The 16,421-nt window shown below is 44.3% G+C and carries 18 protein-coding genes and 1 pseudogene; 16 read left to right on the forward strand and 3 right to left on the reverse strand.

All coding sequences use genetic code 11. The annotated features are described in order from the left end of the window. Window positions 1–32: 32 nt before the first annotated feature. The 9 genes and pseudogenes from MKX76_RS08140 (at window position 33) to MKX76_RS08180 (ending at window position 8,257) form a co-directional block, all read left to right on the forward strand. A complete protein-coding gene (locus tag MKX76_RS08140; protein WP_341033429.1) occupies window positions 33–500 on the forward strand; it encodes a DinB family protein in 468 nt (155 codons plus the stop codon). A 36-nt stretch (window positions 501–536) separates the two neighbouring features. After that, window positions 537–1,876, forward strand: a pseudogene (locus MKX76_RS08145) (LLM class flavin-dependent oxidoreductase). A gap of 12 nt (window positions 1,877–1,888) precedes the next feature. Further along, window positions 1,889–2,371, forward strand: a complete 483-nt coding sequence (locus MKX76_RS08150; protein WP_210095516.1) for a M20/M25/M40 family metallo-hydrolase — start codon at window positions 1,889–1,891, stop codon at window positions 2,369–2,371. An 11-nt stretch (window positions 2,372–2,382) separates the two neighbouring features. Beyond that, on the forward strand, window positions 2,383–2,952 hold the full coding sequence (gene ssuE / locus MKX76_RS08155) for an NADPH-dependent FMN reductase (protein WP_210095515.1): 570 nt from the start codon (window positions 2,383–2,385) through the stop codon (window positions 2,950–2,952). 347 nt (window positions 2,953–3,299) lie between these two features. Then, window positions 3,300–4,181 (forward strand): nucleoside hydrolase, encoded by an 882-nt coding sequence (locus tag MKX76_RS08160; protein WP_210095514.1) that lies wholly within the window; start codon window positions 3,300–3,302, stop codon window positions 4,179–4,181. 824 nt (window positions 4,182–5,005) lie between these two features. Next, entirely contained in the window at window positions 5,006–5,437 is a 432-nt protein-coding gene (locus MKX76_RS08165; RefSeq protein WP_213614121.1) for a VOC family protein, read from the forward strand. Between the two features lie 391 nt (window positions 5,438–5,828). Then, entirely contained in the window at window positions 5,829–6,209 is a 381-nt protein-coding gene (locus MKX76_RS08170) for an anthrone oxygenase family protein (protein WP_341033432.1), read from the forward strand. Window positions 6,210–6,820: 611 nt separating this feature from the next. Beyond that, window positions 6,821–7,315, forward strand: coding sequence for a hypothetical protein (locus tag MKX76_RS08175; protein WP_213614119.1), 495 nt, complete (start codon window positions 6,821–6,823; stop codon window positions 7,313–7,315). 171 nt (window positions 7,316–7,486) lie between these two features. Then, window positions 7,487–8,257: a nucleotidyltransferase gene (locus MKX76_RS08180; protein ID WP_213614117.1), complete on the forward strand. Its 771-nt coding sequence runs from the start codon at window positions 7,487–7,489 to the stop codon at window positions 8,255–8,257. Window positions 8,258–8,535: 278 nt separating this feature from the next. Here MKX76_RS08180 and MKX76_RS08185 read toward each other — a convergent pair whose 3' ends face one another. Next, window positions 8,536–9,201, reverse strand: a complete 666-nt coding sequence (locus MKX76_RS08185; RefSeq protein ID WP_341033434.1) for a hypothetical protein — start codon at window positions 9,199–9,201, stop codon at window positions 8,536–8,538. A gap of 581 nt (window positions 9,202–9,782) precedes the next feature. Between MKX76_RS08185 and MKX76_RS08190 the strand changes: the two genes are divergently transcribed. The 3 genes from MKX76_RS08190 (at window position 9,783) to MKX76_RS08200 (ending at window position 12,747) form a co-directional block, all read left to right on the forward strand. Then, the gene (locus tag MKX76_RS08190) at window positions 9,783–10,490 is read left to right on the forward strand and encodes a response regulator transcription factor (RefSeq protein ID WP_213614113.1); all 708 of its coding nucleotides are present in this window, start codon (window positions 9,783–9,785) and stop codon (window positions 10,488–10,490) included. Window positions 10,491–10,561: 71 nt separating this feature from the next. After that, on the forward strand, window positions 10,562–11,914 hold the full coding sequence (locus tag MKX76_RS08195) for a sensor histidine kinase (protein WP_341033436.1): 1,353 nt from the start codon (window positions 10,562–10,564) through the stop codon (window positions 11,912–11,914). A 113-nt stretch (window positions 11,915–12,027) separates the two neighbouring features. Beyond that, entirely contained in the window at window positions 12,028–12,747 is a 720-nt protein-coding gene (locus MKX76_RS08200) for a hypothetical protein (protein WP_100085264.1), read from the forward strand. A gap of 525 nt (window positions 12,748–13,272) precedes the next feature. On the opposite strand, the gene MKX76_RS08205 is transcribed toward MKX76_RS08200, so the two are convergent. Next, complete coding sequence (locus tag MKX76_RS08205; protein WP_210095507.1) at window positions 13,273–13,419, reverse strand: IS3 family transposase; 147 nt, start codon at window positions 13,417–13,419, stop codon at window positions 13,273–13,275. Between the two features lie 246 nt (window positions 13,420–13,665). Then, window positions 13,666–14,259, reverse strand: a complete 594-nt coding sequence (locus MKX76_RS08210; protein WP_007131423.1) for a TetR/AcrR family transcriptional regulator — start codon at window positions 14,257–14,259, stop codon at window positions 13,666–13,668. Between the two features lie 90 nt (window positions 14,260–14,349). On the opposite strand from MKX76_RS08210, the gene MKX76_RS08215 reads away from it, so the two are divergent. From MKX76_RS08215 to MKX76_RS08230, 4 genes are all read left to right on the forward strand, one after another. Next, a complete protein-coding gene (locus MKX76_RS08215) occupies window positions 14,350–15,060 on the forward strand; it encodes a GAP family protein (RefSeq protein WP_007131422.1) in 711 nt (236 codons plus the stop codon). 31 nt (window positions 15,061–15,091) lie between these two features. After that, entirely contained in the window at window positions 15,092–15,304 is a 213-nt protein-coding gene (locus MKX76_RS08220; protein ID WP_028407015.1) for a hypothetical protein, read from the forward strand. A gap of 193 nt (window positions 15,305–15,497) precedes the next feature. After that, window positions 15,498–15,842, forward strand: a complete 345-nt coding sequence (locus MKX76_RS08225; RefSeq protein ID WP_007131421.1) for an ArsR/SmtB family transcription factor — start codon at window positions 15,498–15,500, stop codon at window positions 15,840–15,842. Between the two features lie 25 nt (window positions 15,843–15,867). Further along, window positions 15,868–16,386, forward strand: a complete 519-nt coding sequence (locus MKX76_RS08230) for an SRPBCC domain-containing protein (RefSeq protein WP_007131420.1) — start codon at window positions 15,868–15,870, stop codon at window positions 16,384–16,386. The last annotated feature ends 35 nt before the right edge of the window (window positions 16,387–16,421 follow it).

The raw sequence follows: 16,421 nt of genomic DNA on the forward strand, positions 1-16,421 counted from the left end.
GTCATTATCGAGTTTGTATTGGAGGAGATCGAATGAGCAAATTGCCTATTGAAGCCTTTGTCAATACGCATGATCAACTGCTGGCCGCCGTCGCTGGCCTTAGCGAGGATCAGCTCCAATGGAAGCAGGCACCGCACATATGGAGCGTACAGGAGGTGCTCTCTCATCTGGTGGATCACAGCATCGTGATCTCGTTCCGAATCCGGGACATTCTGGCCGGAACGACGGCCCAGCTGCCCGCGTTTAATCAGGATGCCTGGGTCAGCGGCCAATATTCGAACGAAGGCAGAGCCGCGGATATTTTGGAAGCATTCCGGGCGCTGCTGCACTATAACAGCTTGTTGCTTCGTCGTTTGAGCGCGGCCGATGCGGCCAAAACCGGCATCAATTTCAAAGTGGAGACCGTCAGCGTCTCGGATATCGTCAACGGTTTTACCCGTCACATACAGAATCATCTCGGGCAGATCGAACGCATTAAACTGGCTGCCGCCCCCGTGTGAGGCGATGGCGCTAAGATCGATAAGGAGGAATGGAAGATGGCAAAGCAAAGACAATTGAAATTGGGGGCGCTCCTGCACGGTGTGGGCGGAGGAACCTCCATGTGGCGGCATCCGGATGCGCAGCCCGACGCAAGCGTTAATTTTAAGGTTTGTATAAGCAGTGGGTTCAGAAAGCCGAAGAGGGCAAGTTCGACCTGATCTTCATCGCGGACGGCTTGTATATCAACGAAAAATCGATACCGCATTTTCTGAACCGCTTTGAGCCGATCACCATTCTGAGCGCCCTGGCCGCCGTCAGCAAAAACATCGGTCTTGTCGGTACGCTGTCCACCTCGTACAGCGAGCCGTTCACCGTGGCCCGGCAGTTCGCGTCGCTTGACAAGATTAGCGACGGACGCGCAGGCTGGAATATCGTTACATCTCCGCTGGAGGGCTCTGCGCTGAATTACGGCAAAAAGGAGCATCCGGAGCATGATAAGCGATACCGGATCGCAACGGAGTATTTGGAGGTTGTCCGGGGACTGTGGGATTCTTGGGAGGACGATGCCTTTGTGCGGAACAAGGAGACGGGCGTATTCTTCGATCCGGAGAAAATGCACGTGCTGAATCACGAAGGCGAGTTCTTCTCCGTGAAGGGGCCGCTGAACATCGCTCGTCCCAAGCAGGGGCAGCCGGTCATCTTTCAAGCTGGAGCGTCCGAGGTCGGCAAGAACTATGCCTCCAAGGAAGCCGATGCGGTATTCACCGGACATGAGGCTGTGGAGGATGCGGCAGCCTTTTATCAGGACGTGAAGGCGCGGGCGGCGGGATTCGGCCGGAATCCGGATGAAGTGCTGATCTTTCCCGGCATCAGCCCGATCATCGGCGGCACGCCGGAGGAGGCCGAGCGCAAATATGAGGAGGTGGCCAGCCTGGTGACCATCGAGAATGCCCTGGATTATCTCGGCCGATTCTTCGAGCATCACGATTTCTCCCAGTATCCGCTGGATGAGCCGTTCCCTGAGCTGGGCGACCTGGGCAAGAACAGCTTCCAGAGCGGTACCGACAAAATCAAAAGGGATGCCAAGGAGAAGGGGCTTACTCTTCGGCAAGTGGCGCTGCAGTCGGCCACGCCGCGCGGCGGGTTTATCGGCACGCCGGAGCAGGTGGCAGACAAGATCCAGGCTTGGTTCGAAGCCGGGGCAGCCGACGGCTTCATGATTACCGCAGCGGTGCCGAACGGACTGGAGGATTTTGTGGATCATGTCGTGCCGATTCTTCAGGATAGAGGCATCTACAGAACCGAATACGAGAGCGACACGCTGCGCGGCAATTTGGGTCTGCCCGTGCCCGAGAACCGGTACAGCAAGGCTCAGACAGTCGCTGTCCGTTCCTAAGAGACGACGCGAATGAAGGCTGCTGTAGAGCATGAAGAAATGATGGTTTTTGCGGGGGAGCTTCGTGAAGAGCTCTCCAGGATACGGAGGGACCTTCATCAGTATCCCGAGTTAGTGTACGATGTCTTCCGCACCTCGAAGCTGGTTGCAGATCTCTTAGAGTGTGGGGGAGCAGGCGGCAGCTATAAGCTGGAGCTTCGAGAAGGGATGGCCGTGCTCAATGACGGAGCCGCGCTCCGTCGTATGACGCAAGCCGCAGGGAAGGTGCTGGGTGAGGAGCAAGTGCAGGGGCTCCATCCACCAAGCTCGGCGGGCGAGGATTTCGATTGGTACCAGGATCAGGTCCCTGGTGCCTTTGGATTCATCGGCTGCGGGAATCCGGATCGGGGAATCGTGCATGCGATACACCAGCCCCGATTCGATCCAGATGAGGATGTCCTGGTGCATGGGACGCGAATATGGGTACGCTTAGCCGTACATGACGTTTACGAATAAGGAGGAAGACCATGACAAAAATTGCATTTATAGCAGGGAGCCCGACTCAAGGGTCCCGTTTGTTCGGACTGACGCAATACTTAGAGGACCGCCTGGTCATTGCCGGCTACGAGATCGAATTCGTCTCGGCAGCGGATCTACCGGCTGAGGATTTGCTGCGGGCCGATTTTAACAGTCCGGCCATCAAGCAGGCTATCGCAGCCGTTGAAGGCGCAGCTGCCGTAATCATTGCAAGCCCGGTGTATAAAGCTTCCTATTCGGGAGCGTTGAAGACGATTCTGGATCTCCTTCCCCAAAAAGGCCTGCAGGGCAAGGTTGTGCTCCCCCTTTTTATCGGAGGCACGATCGCGCATTTGCTTGCCGTGGATTATGCCTTGAAGCCGGTGGTCTCCGCACTCGGAGGGACCAACATTCTCAGCGGGGTGTTTGCCGTAGATCAGTGGGTCACCCGCCTGGAACTCGGCGGTTACGACATAACGGAGCAGCTCAGAGGGCGCTTGGATGACGCGCTGAACGAGCTGCAGGCAGAGCTGGCCCGATATTCGGCTGCACCGGCAGAGCGGCCGGGGCAGGTTGTCTGACGCATTGGCCCCCAAGAAACGTGTTCTTGAAATTTTATGATTCGAGAAAAACATGATTTACTGGGCATTTTTATTTTTATATAGAATAATTTGTGTCACCAAAAAATGCATTAAAGCGGCCACATTGTAGGATATTGACTGAAATGTGACTACATTATAGGGTAGCCTAACCCGGGGAAAAATTACCGGACGTCGAGACTTGGTAATCATAAGAGCAGCATACCCACCAGTTGCCGCACTAGATTTTGGTCATGTGATATAATATAAGCCACTAAAATAAGGAGGTGCAGTATGGGGATTTGCAACAACCTCTTGTATCAATAAAAAAATACAGGAGGATTTTATGAATGGAAAAAATTTTACTTGATACAGATATTGGCGGAGATATTGATGATGCGATTTGCCTTGCATATTTATTAAAGGAACCACAATGTGAACTTCTTGGAATAACAACGGTTTGTGGAGAGCCTGAAAAACGGGCGGCAGTTGCAGACGCAATTTGTCGGACCGTAGGCAAAATGATTCCGATCGTGGCGGGCTTGGACACGACATTACAGCCTATTCCCGTATATCCCACGCCGGATGGTGTAAGCGCATTAGAGCATTGGCCGCACAATACTTATGAGAAAGCGGACGCACCAGGTTTTCTGTATCAAAAAATAAAGGAAAACCCACATGAAATTGTGTTAATTGGTATAGGAAATATGACAAATATCGCTACCCTGTTTTGCTCTTATCCAGACGCACAGGGATTGTTAAAAGGGCTTTATGTAATGAACGGCTATTTTGGCGTTGATCCGTTGCCAGAACCTTGCTACAACTGGAACTCATGGGCTGACCCATTGGCTTCAAAGATTGTATTTGCTTCCCATGTAGCCAACCATCAGGCATTTCCGCTGGAAGTTACCGATATGCTTACCATTGATGCCAGACGGGCGAGAACCCTTTTAAGAGCAGATACGGATTTGATGAAAGCTGTTCTTGATTTTGGAAGCGCATGGCTGGAAAGTGCCGGAAAGCTGACCTTACATGACCCTTTAGTAGCTGTTTCTATTTTTCACCCTGATATTTGCAGTTTTGAAAAGGGCACTGTCCGGGTGGAAACGGAAAAGGAAAACAATATGGGAAGTACGATATTTACTCCCGCTCCAAACGGAAATGTGGAGATCGCCAGAACTGTAGATAGGGAGCAGTTTTATCACATTTTAAGCACTACTTTAGACAGCTGAAATTATAACGCTCAGCGTCGAAGTGTCCCACCGCTTGTAGTCTGTCGTGCAAAATCTGCTGGAGCCAAATTGGCCAAAAAGAAACCGGACGCATAATACTGAACACAGCAGAAAGATGGTCTGAAAGTCTGCTGAAAGAGAGAGGTGAGCGTTCATGAAACAAGATTATATAACGCAGCTCACTCATCACCTGAACATGTGTATGAATTGTCGGTGCGAAAAATCCTGAGGGCAAAACGAGGTTTTTTCGGTGAAACATGGAAGCTCTTCGCACAACGATACTCCGCAACTTGAAACAAAACGGAATCGAGCTGCAGGTTGTTGGGAAAGTTATAAGGATAGCTTACTATCTGATTCCTGTACTACCCCTTAGAAAAGTCGCTATTTTAGCGGCTTTTCGTATTATCAGGTTAGCCAGAATCTTTTGGTTGGCCTTTTTTTGTGGTCGTTTTACGATGGGGGGAGCCGGGAGATCATGGCGCTTTAGGGGCAATGAACCCGTCGTGCATTGGTTTCAAATTTGGATCGAAGAGTGTTTCCGACATATTCAGTAAGGAAGAGTTTTTACCATTAATAAAGATGGTAACGATTTTCGGCTCGGATGGTTCAACAGATCTAACCAGATCGCAAAATTGGCAAGGTCCTTGGTTTTCGAAGGATCTCTTTCTGTTGATGATTATCATAATCCCGATCAGTCTTTTCGACTTTGCCATTATAAATTCCATTTCTTATATTTATGACAAGTATTGTCACTATTGTCAGATAAGATGCTAATGAAGTCCAAATAATAAATTGGACAATTTCAATTAAAAGGAGATGTTTATATGTCAATGCGCTCGACACCATTTATTATGCTGGATGGACAAGCTGCGGAAGCGATTGAGTTTTACCAGGAAGCGTTGAACTCGAAATTACTGTTCAAAACTACGTACGGAGAAGGCAAGGATGCCGATGGTTTGCCTGATGAAGTGAAGACTCGTATTTCCCATGCTGTGTTGCAAACCGGTGAAAATGATTTGATGGTCGCTGACATCTTTCCGGGGCAATCTATTGTAATCGGAGATCAGGTGAATATTTGCATTACAGCGACGCAACAAAGCGAGATTGAAGAAATGTATAAAAAATTCAGCGAAAAAGGACAAGTTATATTCCCGTTGCAAGAAACTGAATTCAGTCCCTGCTTCGGAATAGTGAAAGACCATTTTAACATTACATTTCAGTTCTTCATGAATGATACAACAAGCAGTTGGAGCTGAAAATAAAAGGCCTTTACCGGGGGAGGGGAACCGCCCCCATAATGTAAGACAAATTAAAACACCTTCAACTCTTCCCGGCCGCTCGTTTGGGCGGACTTTAGAGTAGATAAACCAATTATATACAAAAAAGTAATATTAAAGGTGAAGACAATAAATACATATAAAAGACTCGCCTGGATCGGGGCTATTGTCTCTGCATCAACTTTTTCATTAAGGAAATTATTTAGCTAACGAGCAGGGGAGTTCAATAATTTCTCGAATTCTCTACATATGGAGTTATTTGGTAAGTTCGTAGATAAGATGTTATGCGAAACCTCTGTAAGAACAATGACTGAAATCACTTGCAGTAACTTGCTCGTAAATTCAACTTATGGATAGCGGGAGGGGATAGATGATGATAAATCTGCTCTATTATTTAACCTATGCATCCGCAGTGGGAGCCGGCCTTCTGGCTGGCGTATTCTTCGCCTTCTCTGCCTTCGTCATGCAATCGCTTGCCAAGCTCCCGGTCGAAAAAGGTATATCCGCCATGCAGAGCATCAATTCGACGATTCTACAATCGTCCTTTATGTTGGTCTTCATGGGCACAACGGTATTGAGTGTCGTATTGGGGATAGCTTCATTTATTAAAATGGGTAGAACTAGCGCAATATACGTAATTGTTGGAAGCCTGCTCATCATCTTCGGAGTATTTATGGTCACGGCTATATTCAATGTTCCGCTCAACGACACTTTAGCCGCCGCGACTTCTGGTAGCTCGGAGGGGGCTTAGACATGGGGGGAATATTTGGACAGTTGGGTACCGTGGAATCATGTGCGGACAATCGCATCGATTGGGGCACTTATTTCATTTATATGCGCTATTCGCAGGTGGTAAGCTTATCTGTACCAAGCTAGTTCAATAATGTTAAGTCATCTCCCTAAGAGTAGCATCTAAAGCTTGCTGTTACAGACAGCGGGTGACCGTTGACGGGGGACAAGAACTTGTACCGATAGCCGTAAAAGACAGGAACATAAGCCGATTACCGATTAGATAAGTATCTAACCATGTTCCCATTCATAATGCTAACGGGCAGGATTTTCAATAACTTCGCGAATACTTTAAAATGGATAATTTTCATGAGGGACAAGACCATGGTCCCATTGAAAGTCGCTAAAATAGCGGCTTTTTTGATTTATAGGTACAAGTTCTTGTCCAGAGCCAAGGACAAGAACTTGTACCGATTACCGATTAGATAAGCATTGAACTATTAATTAAATTTATTAAGCTAACAGGCAGGGGAGTTTATTGATTTCGCGAATACTCTACATAGTGAAGTTATTTACAAAGTTCGTAAATAAGACGTTATATGACAGTACGAAGAAATAAGGAGGCAACAAAAATTGATTACTAATAAAGAGTATAAAGAGCAAATCGAGAAGAGATATGGAAAACCCTTGAAAGAAGTGATGTATGAACTAGTAGTAGATCGAAATTTAGACCAGTGGGATGGTTCAAAAGAATTGGGGATTTCGAAAGAATTATTTGTCAAATGGAGAACAGAATTCCGTCTTGGACCTTACCAACGAAGTGCTGATTTAGATGAAAAAAGACAGACTGAAAAAATTGCGCAGTATAAGGAAGAATTAAAGAGTATAGACCTCAACAGGGAGTTTATTTATCAAGATGAAGAATCCCTAAGAGGATTTAAAGAGATTATAGAACGAATGTTGGAATTAGAAAAGCAAAGAGGAATAAAGGACGCCTCTTCAAATCTTTCGATGATTATTCAAACAGGAGTTCTAGAAACAATAATTGATTATATTGCACAATACGAAGAGAAGAAACTAATTAAAAAGTATAATTTTGATTTAGAATGGCTCTTAAAAGACATGTAGGTTGGTTCAGCGCGCCGTCATATAACACCATATTCACGCATCGGGCATACGCCCTCGGTCCGGCAGAGGATTTCGGGGAAGCAGAGGCTGCCGGACACACCTGGCATTCGCCAGGCGTCGTGAATACAAAAACGTTAGCCAAAAGAAATTCTTAGTTTAGGAGGAGTCTATATGAAATTAGAAAAAGTTATAAAAAGAATTGTAATACAAAGTGAATATAAGGATTTTGTTGATAAGTATATAGATCATATACTTACCGAATTTAAAGGGAAGATTCATAGCATCTATATGTGTGGCTCGATTCCAAAAGGAACTGCCAAACCTTTCAAGTCAGATGCAGATTTTACTATTGTATGTGTAAATCCCAAAGATATTGATTACGAAAGATTGTCAAATATTAATGACAGTCTTTTGAAAGAATATCCAGTATTAACTAAGATTGATACGACAATTTGCTCGATTGACGATGTATTAAGTAAACCAAATGATTGGGGTTTTTGGGTAAAGATCATTTGTGTTTGCATAAATGGTGATGACGTTGGTGAAAAAGTACCACCGATAATTATTTCTCCAGATTTCATTTTAGACTTAAATGCAGAGACCAAGAAGGAAGTAGATCGTAGACATCGTTTACTTTCTAATGCTAGTGATAACACAATGAAAGCCAGATATATTAAAGGTTACTCTAAGAGATTAATTCGTGCTTTATACTCTCTGGTTTTAGAAGATACAGGTGTATGGCAAGATGACATTATTAAGATGAAGAATGCCATATTAAATTATTGTGAGATTGACTCCGCTTTAGTTGAATATCTGTATGCTTGTTACTTGGATGGTAATAATGTACTTGTTGAAGAGTTTCTGGGAATTGCGGATGAAGTATATAGCTATTTTGAGAAGGCCTTAAATGCCATGGCTGCTTCCAGAACTTCCTTCGACTAACACCATTTTTGACGCTTCGGGTCACACTGAGAAGCGAGTGACCTCATCCAGCCCCTAAGTCCGTCGTGGCGTTACTGCATTAGGTGTTCGGCAAGCCTCACAACTATAAGCAGCGACTCTAAGAGGCCAGAAAGTCGTAAATACAAAACGTTATCAGAAATTGCTGCAAGTGATGCTATAAGATGTATAGGAGTTGATTGTTATGAACTCAATCATTGAACAAGCAAAACAAACAATGAGATGTCTGTGTGGATTGGGATAGTCGATATCCTTTCATTTTATAGTGGTAGTGAAATGTTGCGCTCGGTCATAAAAGGGATTAATTTACGAAATGCTATTGTACTTGCAGGCTGTCCATCCCGTTGATATGCATTATAATCGTTCTCGAAGGTTTCCTGCATTTCCTCCGATAAGTGGCGGATGTATCGATGCGCGCATTCACGTATTTGTTCAGGTGAGCCGAAATCAACCACCAGGTCTAGAACGTCAAGCACATAGAATTCCATTGGATACGCATTCGGCAAAAACCATCCATTCTGGATGACCTCCTCAAGGATCTCCTCAAGATTCGCCTCGTACCTGTCCATCAATGGAACGACCTTATTTTGAATCAACGTGATTATTTCTGCCAGTTCCCGCTCTCGAGTGGCTTCCTTGGCCAAATTCCATACCTTGCCTTTGTCCCGGAAGCTGCTCAAGCTGATCTCCCAGTATACTTTTCCGCTGTGCGTATTTATGATCCGGGAATTAGTATTAAACTCCAAATAACTGCCGGCTATATTGGAAGAGTGACTTAAAAAACTTATCTCAGCTGTAAAGGGACCGATTGGTTTAATCATCTTTCTTCTGGATTTATTGTATTTGAAACCGCATGGCGCGCAGGCCGCGGCAATCCTGGAACAACATTCCCGAAAAATATCCTTACTAGTTGGATAATCTGTCATATCGCTACATCTCCATATTTCTTATTTTGTTTAATATAAAAAGGAAAACAACACAGTATTTTCCATTTGTCTCCAAGCCCTTTAGTACCAGTATTATATCCTATTATAATCTTACAGGTATAACAAAAAAACGCCTGAAGCCTTTCGTTATAAATATAGTGAGGCATCAAGGATTGACCGGGGAGGGAAACTGCCCCCATAATGTAAGACAAATTAAAACACCTTCAAGAAAATGCAACCATGTCGTAGGGCATGGAGATCATCTTGGAGGTGTTTTTTTGTCGGCAACTAGAGTTAGCTATCCTGTTGAAGTGAAAATGAAAGCTATTGGTATGAGGGTAGCCAGCATTTCAGGAAAAGAAAAGCGTTTCGAAAGGCCGTGAGGAGACGTGTATGTCCATTGACAAGGAATTGCGTGAAGATCCTTTGATTGTTCTCCTTTCTTCGGGTTCATTACTAGTTATGTTAGGCTCAGTGGAATATACCTCATCATCCAGTTGGTGGAGGAATCTAAAGTGTCTGTGCTAAGATGAGGGTAAATGATGATTCAAGCTGGGGAACAAGGCTAGAAGGGGTGCGCATTGAAGAAAATACTTGTCATTGACGATGAAGTCGCAATCAGAGATTTAATTGAGCTCGTACTGAGAAGAGAAAACTACGTCGTTCAAACGGCTGAAAACGGTAAAGTAGCCCTGCAGCTGCTCGATGCTTTTGGACCGGACCTGGTGGTGCTTGACTTGATGCTGCCTGACTGCTCCGGATATGACCTGTGCAAGGAAATCACCGGGAAACGTGCCGTTCCTGTGATCATGCTTTCTGCCAAAAACGAGGTGATCGACAAGGTGCTCGGACTAGAGCTAGGGGCGGAAGATTACATGACCAAACCCTTTGACAATCGTGAATTGCTCGCTCGGATCAAGGTCATTCTGCGAAGAAACGAGAGCAAGGAGGAATCAAGCGAAGGAACAGAAGTGAAATCTACACGCATCGTTCATCAAGAGCTGACATTCGATCTGGAAAGCCGAAGGGTGCTGAAAAACGGTGTACCCGTGTCTTTAACGGCCAAAGAGTTTAAAATTCTGGAAACGTTACTCAAAAGGCCAGACAAAATCTTTACCCGGGATGAGCTGCTGCAGATCGGATGGGGATATGACTTTATGGGAGACAGTCGCAGTGTGGATATGACCATCATGCGATTACGGAAGAAGCTGGAGGATAACGCAGACGAACCGAAGTATGTCAGGACGATCTATGGATTTGGCTATCAACTTGGAGGTGGCGAGGCCTGAAGTATGCAACCCGGTTACTGCTGAATTATTTATTTTTCTCCGTGCTGTCCTTTGGCATCATCATTTTTGCGGTGAATAAAGCCATCGATTACTACAGCTTCATTACCATTGAAAAACAGATGATGGAGAAGGCGGATCTGTCCGAGTTGTCCTTCCGTGAGGTGTTGGCACAGCATAGATCATCGACAGAAGAACCGCAGACAGAAGAAATCGTCAGACTTGCTCTGGAGAAGCTGAAAGCTTCAGGCAAGGAAGTCCGTATCTATGATAGCTCCAAGCAGTTGCTGGGCTTGGCTGTGGATGGCATCATCATTAATGATGGCAAACCTCTTATTTTTAATAAGAATATTGAGAAAGCCCTGAGCGGCAGTTACGCCTACACCGTAACGGAAGATCATCTGCTATATTTTGCGACTCCCATTCAGAATCAATATTACGAGAACGCATATGTGTATGAGTTCGTAGAGGACATTTCGTACTTTTATGCGATTATGGATCAAATCCGTTATATCCTGTTTGCGGGTGCAGGCGGATTTATTGTACTGATTACGTTATCCAGTCTGTGGATTGCCCAGAGCACAACCAAACCGATTAAGCTGTTGCTTGGCGCTGCGCAAAGTTTCTCTAGACAGGAGTTTCGGAGAGTTCGTCTAAACCGGAAGGATGAGCTGGGCATGCTGGCAGATGGGCTGGATTCCATGGGGCAGCAGCTTCATGATTACATTCAGTACCAGAAGCAATTTGTCTCCAACGTATCCCACGAGTTAAAAACCCCATTGGCAGCCATTCGTGGTTTCTCTCAATACTTGGTTGAAGGGGAGAACGAGAACAAGGAGCTGCAAAAAATCTATGCTCATCTGCTGCAGGAATCGGATCGGCTGACGCGCTTGATTAATGAACTGTTGTTGCTATCCCGATTCGACAAGGCTGGTTCTAACGAACTGGAAGCCCGGAAGACGGAAATGAGCGAACTGATTCAGCAAGTCGCAATGAGTATGGGTGCCAAGGCCAAAGATAAAGGAATCGAGATTATGTTCATAGTGGCGGGAGCGGAACCGGAGGATAAGCTTCTGACGAGAGTCCACGCCAACGTGAATCCCATGCTGATGTCCCATGCGATCGCCAACCTTGTGGACAATGCCATCAAGTATTCAGGCAGTCCATCGCGAATCGAATTGAAGCTTACACATACGCCAAGCGAGGTAGTTATACGGATACGTGATCAAGGTATCGGTATCGCGGGCGATGAGCTGGAGCGAGTACAGGAACGATTTTACCGGGCGAAAAATGCAAGCACAGCGAACGGTTCAGGTCTTGGACTTTCGATTTGCAAAGAGATTGTAGAGCGGTTTAATGGATATATCGATTTGGAAAGTCAAATCGGGGAAGGAACGACCGTTACGATTGTGTTACCCCGTGCGTAAAAAACGCGCGTAAGCAGTTACGTTACAAGATTGGTACAATTCTGTTATGAGACTAATAAATGCTTTTTTTATAATCACTTCATAAGAAGAAATCACACATTTATGGAGGGATCATGATGAAACGGATAAACAAAGCTCCAGCTGTTTTCCTGCTGAGTATTTTACTAACGATGGCACTGACGGGCTGTTTGTCCAATGGTGCCAAGTCGCCAGAAGCGGCGCAGAACTCGGCTGAAAAAAACACGCCCGACGAACAGGCCAAAGGCGAAGGAGCATCAACTTCTACTGCGCCTGCTTCAGAAAATTCGCAAGGACAAAGTGCTGAAGCTATTAAGGAAGGTTCGATGGAGAAGGAAGGCAATGTGGTGCTGAAGGAGCTTGCTTTTGTCTATAATGAGCACACCATTGCGATTTCGGATACAGCAAATGAAGATCAGATGGAACAGATGCTGGGCAAACCGGATAACCTGAAATCTCATACGTACCGTGCCGGCGATGGAACAAACATGGATACGTTAATCGGTTTTACAGAGAAGGTTTATACGTATCCTGGTCTGGAGATTAAAACAATCAGCATACCGGAGGGGAAACAAGACTCCATCTTTCATATTGAAATTACAGATCCTAAGTACGCAACAGTGCGAAACATTAAAGCAGGAGATAGCCTGGATACACTCAAAAACGCCTACCCTGAGGGGAAACTGCTTGGTGATGGATCCCCTAATGAGGAGGATGAATTCCGTTACGAGCCATCCAATTATGTGGATGTGATGTCGTTTCGTATCAAGAATGCCAAGGTGGAGAGCATTCAGATCTACAGCCTTCTGGACTAATATTTTAGTGATCAATGTTGGTAAGCCATTCATACGATTCACCTTTAATACCTGCCCGGGAGAGGGGTAGGTATTTTCTCGTGTATATTGTCCGCGATGACAGGCGAATGCATCAGTTAGTGGCGGCGATGGGAGAGGGCTTCCGTGTACTTGAATCATTGGGGTACCCTTTATCCCCTGCGAAGCAGACGTCTTGGATTACCGGCTATCCAAACTTAATCCGCTGGGCGTTGAAGATTTTCTTCGTGCTTCCGGTTAGCGGGTTAGTTTATGGGACAGCAGTTGAACTCACAGCCTTGAATGAGGACTTTGCCGAATGGAGGGCAAGGTCGGATGTGCCTGCGCCAAACTGGAATGCGTTAGAGACAGATTGGCTTATTCAATCATAGTCACTGCTGCAAGCCGTGTGATATATCGTGAAGAATGATTTCGGGAAGTGTTAAAGCACTCACAGGGTCGTACTTACGGCCTGTCCGAGTCAAGGACAAAAACATGAGCGGATTACCGATTAGATAAGTATCAAACTTAACGAAGACCATGTTCGCGCATAATGAGACCCACCGTACGTTCCGATACCGTCCATCCTTCCACCACCAGCCCGTTTCGTACTCTGGGACTGCCGTAGGTTTCATCGGAGTCGTAGAAGTGCCATTTCACACGTTCAGTTAGCATAACCTTACGCTTTTCCCGTTCAGAAGCTTCAGAGGTACGCCATTTGTAATAACCGCTCCTTGACACGTGAAAGAGAACGCACATCTTCTCCAAACGAAACTTGGAGCGATGCTCTTCGATAAATTGAAACCTTAGTTCTTTTTGACAGACTCGTTACCCGATACTTTTTGGGCCAGTTACGTAATGTGCCTGGATTAATGTTCAACTCATTATCACTAAGGGGTGTCTATTTTTATTCTAGCTGCATTATTGATTGCAAAGTTCATTTAAGTGGTGAGTAATAATTTGTTCCGTTTTTTCAATTGTAAATATATCTGGTCTTAATAGAGCATGTATGGATAAACCTTCAATAACTACCGAAAGCCTTAATTTCTCAATTTCAATATTGATGTCTTTCTTTACACAGCCTGCTTTTATCAATATTTTAAGCAGCGCTTCCATTAAAATATATTCTCCTTCAGTTAATTCATCTTTTTTCGTGCTTAGAGCTACACTTGTAAGCGAGCGAATCGCGAAAACCAGCCAAACGCTAGTTTCAGTTTGTTTATCCCGATCCACTGGAACTAATTCTAACAATGTTTCTTGTACCGCAATGAAAGGGTCTTGAGACCATGATTTGTTATCTGATCTTTCTTTCCCCCGGGCAAGAAAATATTCCATGATAAATAATAGTAATTCATCTTGGTTTGAGAAATAATGTCTTAGTGCCCCGGTAGACATACCAGCCTCAGATGCAATTCTTCGGATAGATGCTTTTTCAATGCCCTCCTTTTCAATAATTTCCCAAGCCGTTTCGGCGATAATTTTCCTTTTGTGATCATGATCAACAATTTTCGGCACTCAAATCACCTCTTGATTTTTTCACACACTGTGTTATTATCATTTTATCACAGTGTGTTAAATAAATAAAATTAGGGGGGGGATGGTTAGGTGCTTGAAATCATGGAATCATTAATTCCTGCCAACATAAATTCCACAACAGCACTCCTCATTATTGTACTCTGTGCTTTCATTGATATCTTAAGCCCCGGGGTACTGGCGATCACAGCTTATATCCTTCTAATACAAAAAGAAAAATTGACATCGCGTTTGATCATTTTTTTATTATCCACACAATTTTGTTATTTCATGATGGGGATCCTGGTTTACCTGGGAGTCGGGAAGATACTTGGTTTTATAGATAACATGTCTAACAATCAAATTTCAAGTTGGTTTTATACGGTACTTGGAGTCGTCTTTGTACTAATTAGTTATTATAAGCCTAAAAAAGGAATGGAATCCCGATTTTTGGAATGGTTACCTAAGCAAGTATCAATACGTGCGATGATTATACTCGGCATTATTGTTTTTGCGATCGAGTTTACCACAGCTTTACCGTATTTTTATTCGATATTATTAATGGATCGTTTAGCGTTAAATACGGGTTGGTCCATAAGTATTTTACTCGGCTATAACGTGCTTATGGTACTTCCTTCAATCTTATTATTGTTCATTTATAAATTATTTCGAGGCTGGATACAGACTAAGCTTGAAAAACTAAGAACAAAATTAGTAAAAGCTCCATTATCTTCCGTATTAGTGGGAGTGGCAGTTATTGGAGCGGTTTTATTCAATATTGGCATCAGAGGAATTCTATCGTGAAATTAATTATTTGGAAAGGGGATGTAACATTATGAAAGAGATTGCAAGCGGTGTAAGTCTACTTCTATTAATTCAAGGAGTTGGAGGTATCATAAACCGATTGACAAGTGGGGGACCAAGTTGGTTTCTCGTAAATTACATCGAGGCTTTGCAAGGTTATGAAATTATAGCCAGTATAGTTTTAGTTATACTGGGAGCAATTATTGGTGTAGGTTCTCTCAAAATAAAAGGTAAAGATGACTAACCTACTATCCCTTTAAGTCCTCATTGTTATTGAACCAGCGAAAGAAAATGAAAGCGATAGGTGTTAATTTCGAATATTACTTGAAAGTTATATACCGTTTTTGTTATATTCCATATAGTAGTTATTATTTGATGAGAAGGAGCTGAGACACTGCATTATATGATCGAGGACTTATAAGAACGAGGTGAGTCGCATGCCAGTAGAAACCCCAAACATGGATGTAACAACACTCAAGGCATTAGCGGAACCTAACCGATTAGCTATCATTGAACTATTGCGGGAATCCCCTCTAACAGTTGGTGAAATTAGCCATCAGATTAAACTAAGTCAACCTCACACATCTAAACATTTAAAAGTGTTGAGTGATTGTGGGATTGTGAAGGTACTTGCTAAAGCTAACCGTCGATATTACAAGCTTAGACCCGAGCCCTTTCAATCCTTGGAGTCATGGATCAAGTCATTCCAAGGAATTATGGAAGAAAGATTCGATAATTTGGATCGTCTACTGAAGGAGCTAAAGAATGAGGGAGAGTTCTAACGACTGAAATTAGGGAGGAATTACAATGTCCAAACATGTAATGATTTCTAGAGTGGAAAATGATAAGGTGCTTGTGTTAGAGCGTGTGTTTGATGCCCCGCGTGAGTTTGTATTCAAACTGTTCAAAGAGCCAGAATACTTAAAGCGTTGGTGGGGTACCCATGGATGGGAACTGCCTGTTTGCAACATCGATTTTCGACCAGGCGGTGTTTGGCATTACTGCATGAAATGTGTGGATCAAAATCAGGATGAGTACGGTATGGAATCTTGGAACAAGACAATTTATAAGGAAATTGTGGAGCCAGAAAAAATTGTCTACACTGATTATTTCTCAGATGAGGATGGCAATATCAATGAAGCTATGCCTGCTCCTGAAGTGACGATGGAATTCCTTGATTTGGGAGGAGAAACAAAATTGGTCAGCCGTTCAGTATTCGATTCAGAGGAATCCCTTCAAGCGGTTCTCGACATGGGATTGCTGGAAGGCATTACTCAAACCTGGGATCGCTTGAACGAGCTTGTAGAAACACTGAAGAAAAATTAATATTCGCATTAAGATAGATTGGTAGAGAAGGAGCA

It is taken from the genome of Paenibacillus sp. FSL R5-0810 (assembly GCF_038002285.1).
Taxonomy (GTDB): Bacteria; Bacillota; Bacilli; order Paenibacillales; family Paenibacillaceae; genus Paenibacillus_AQ; species Paenibacillus_AQ lactis.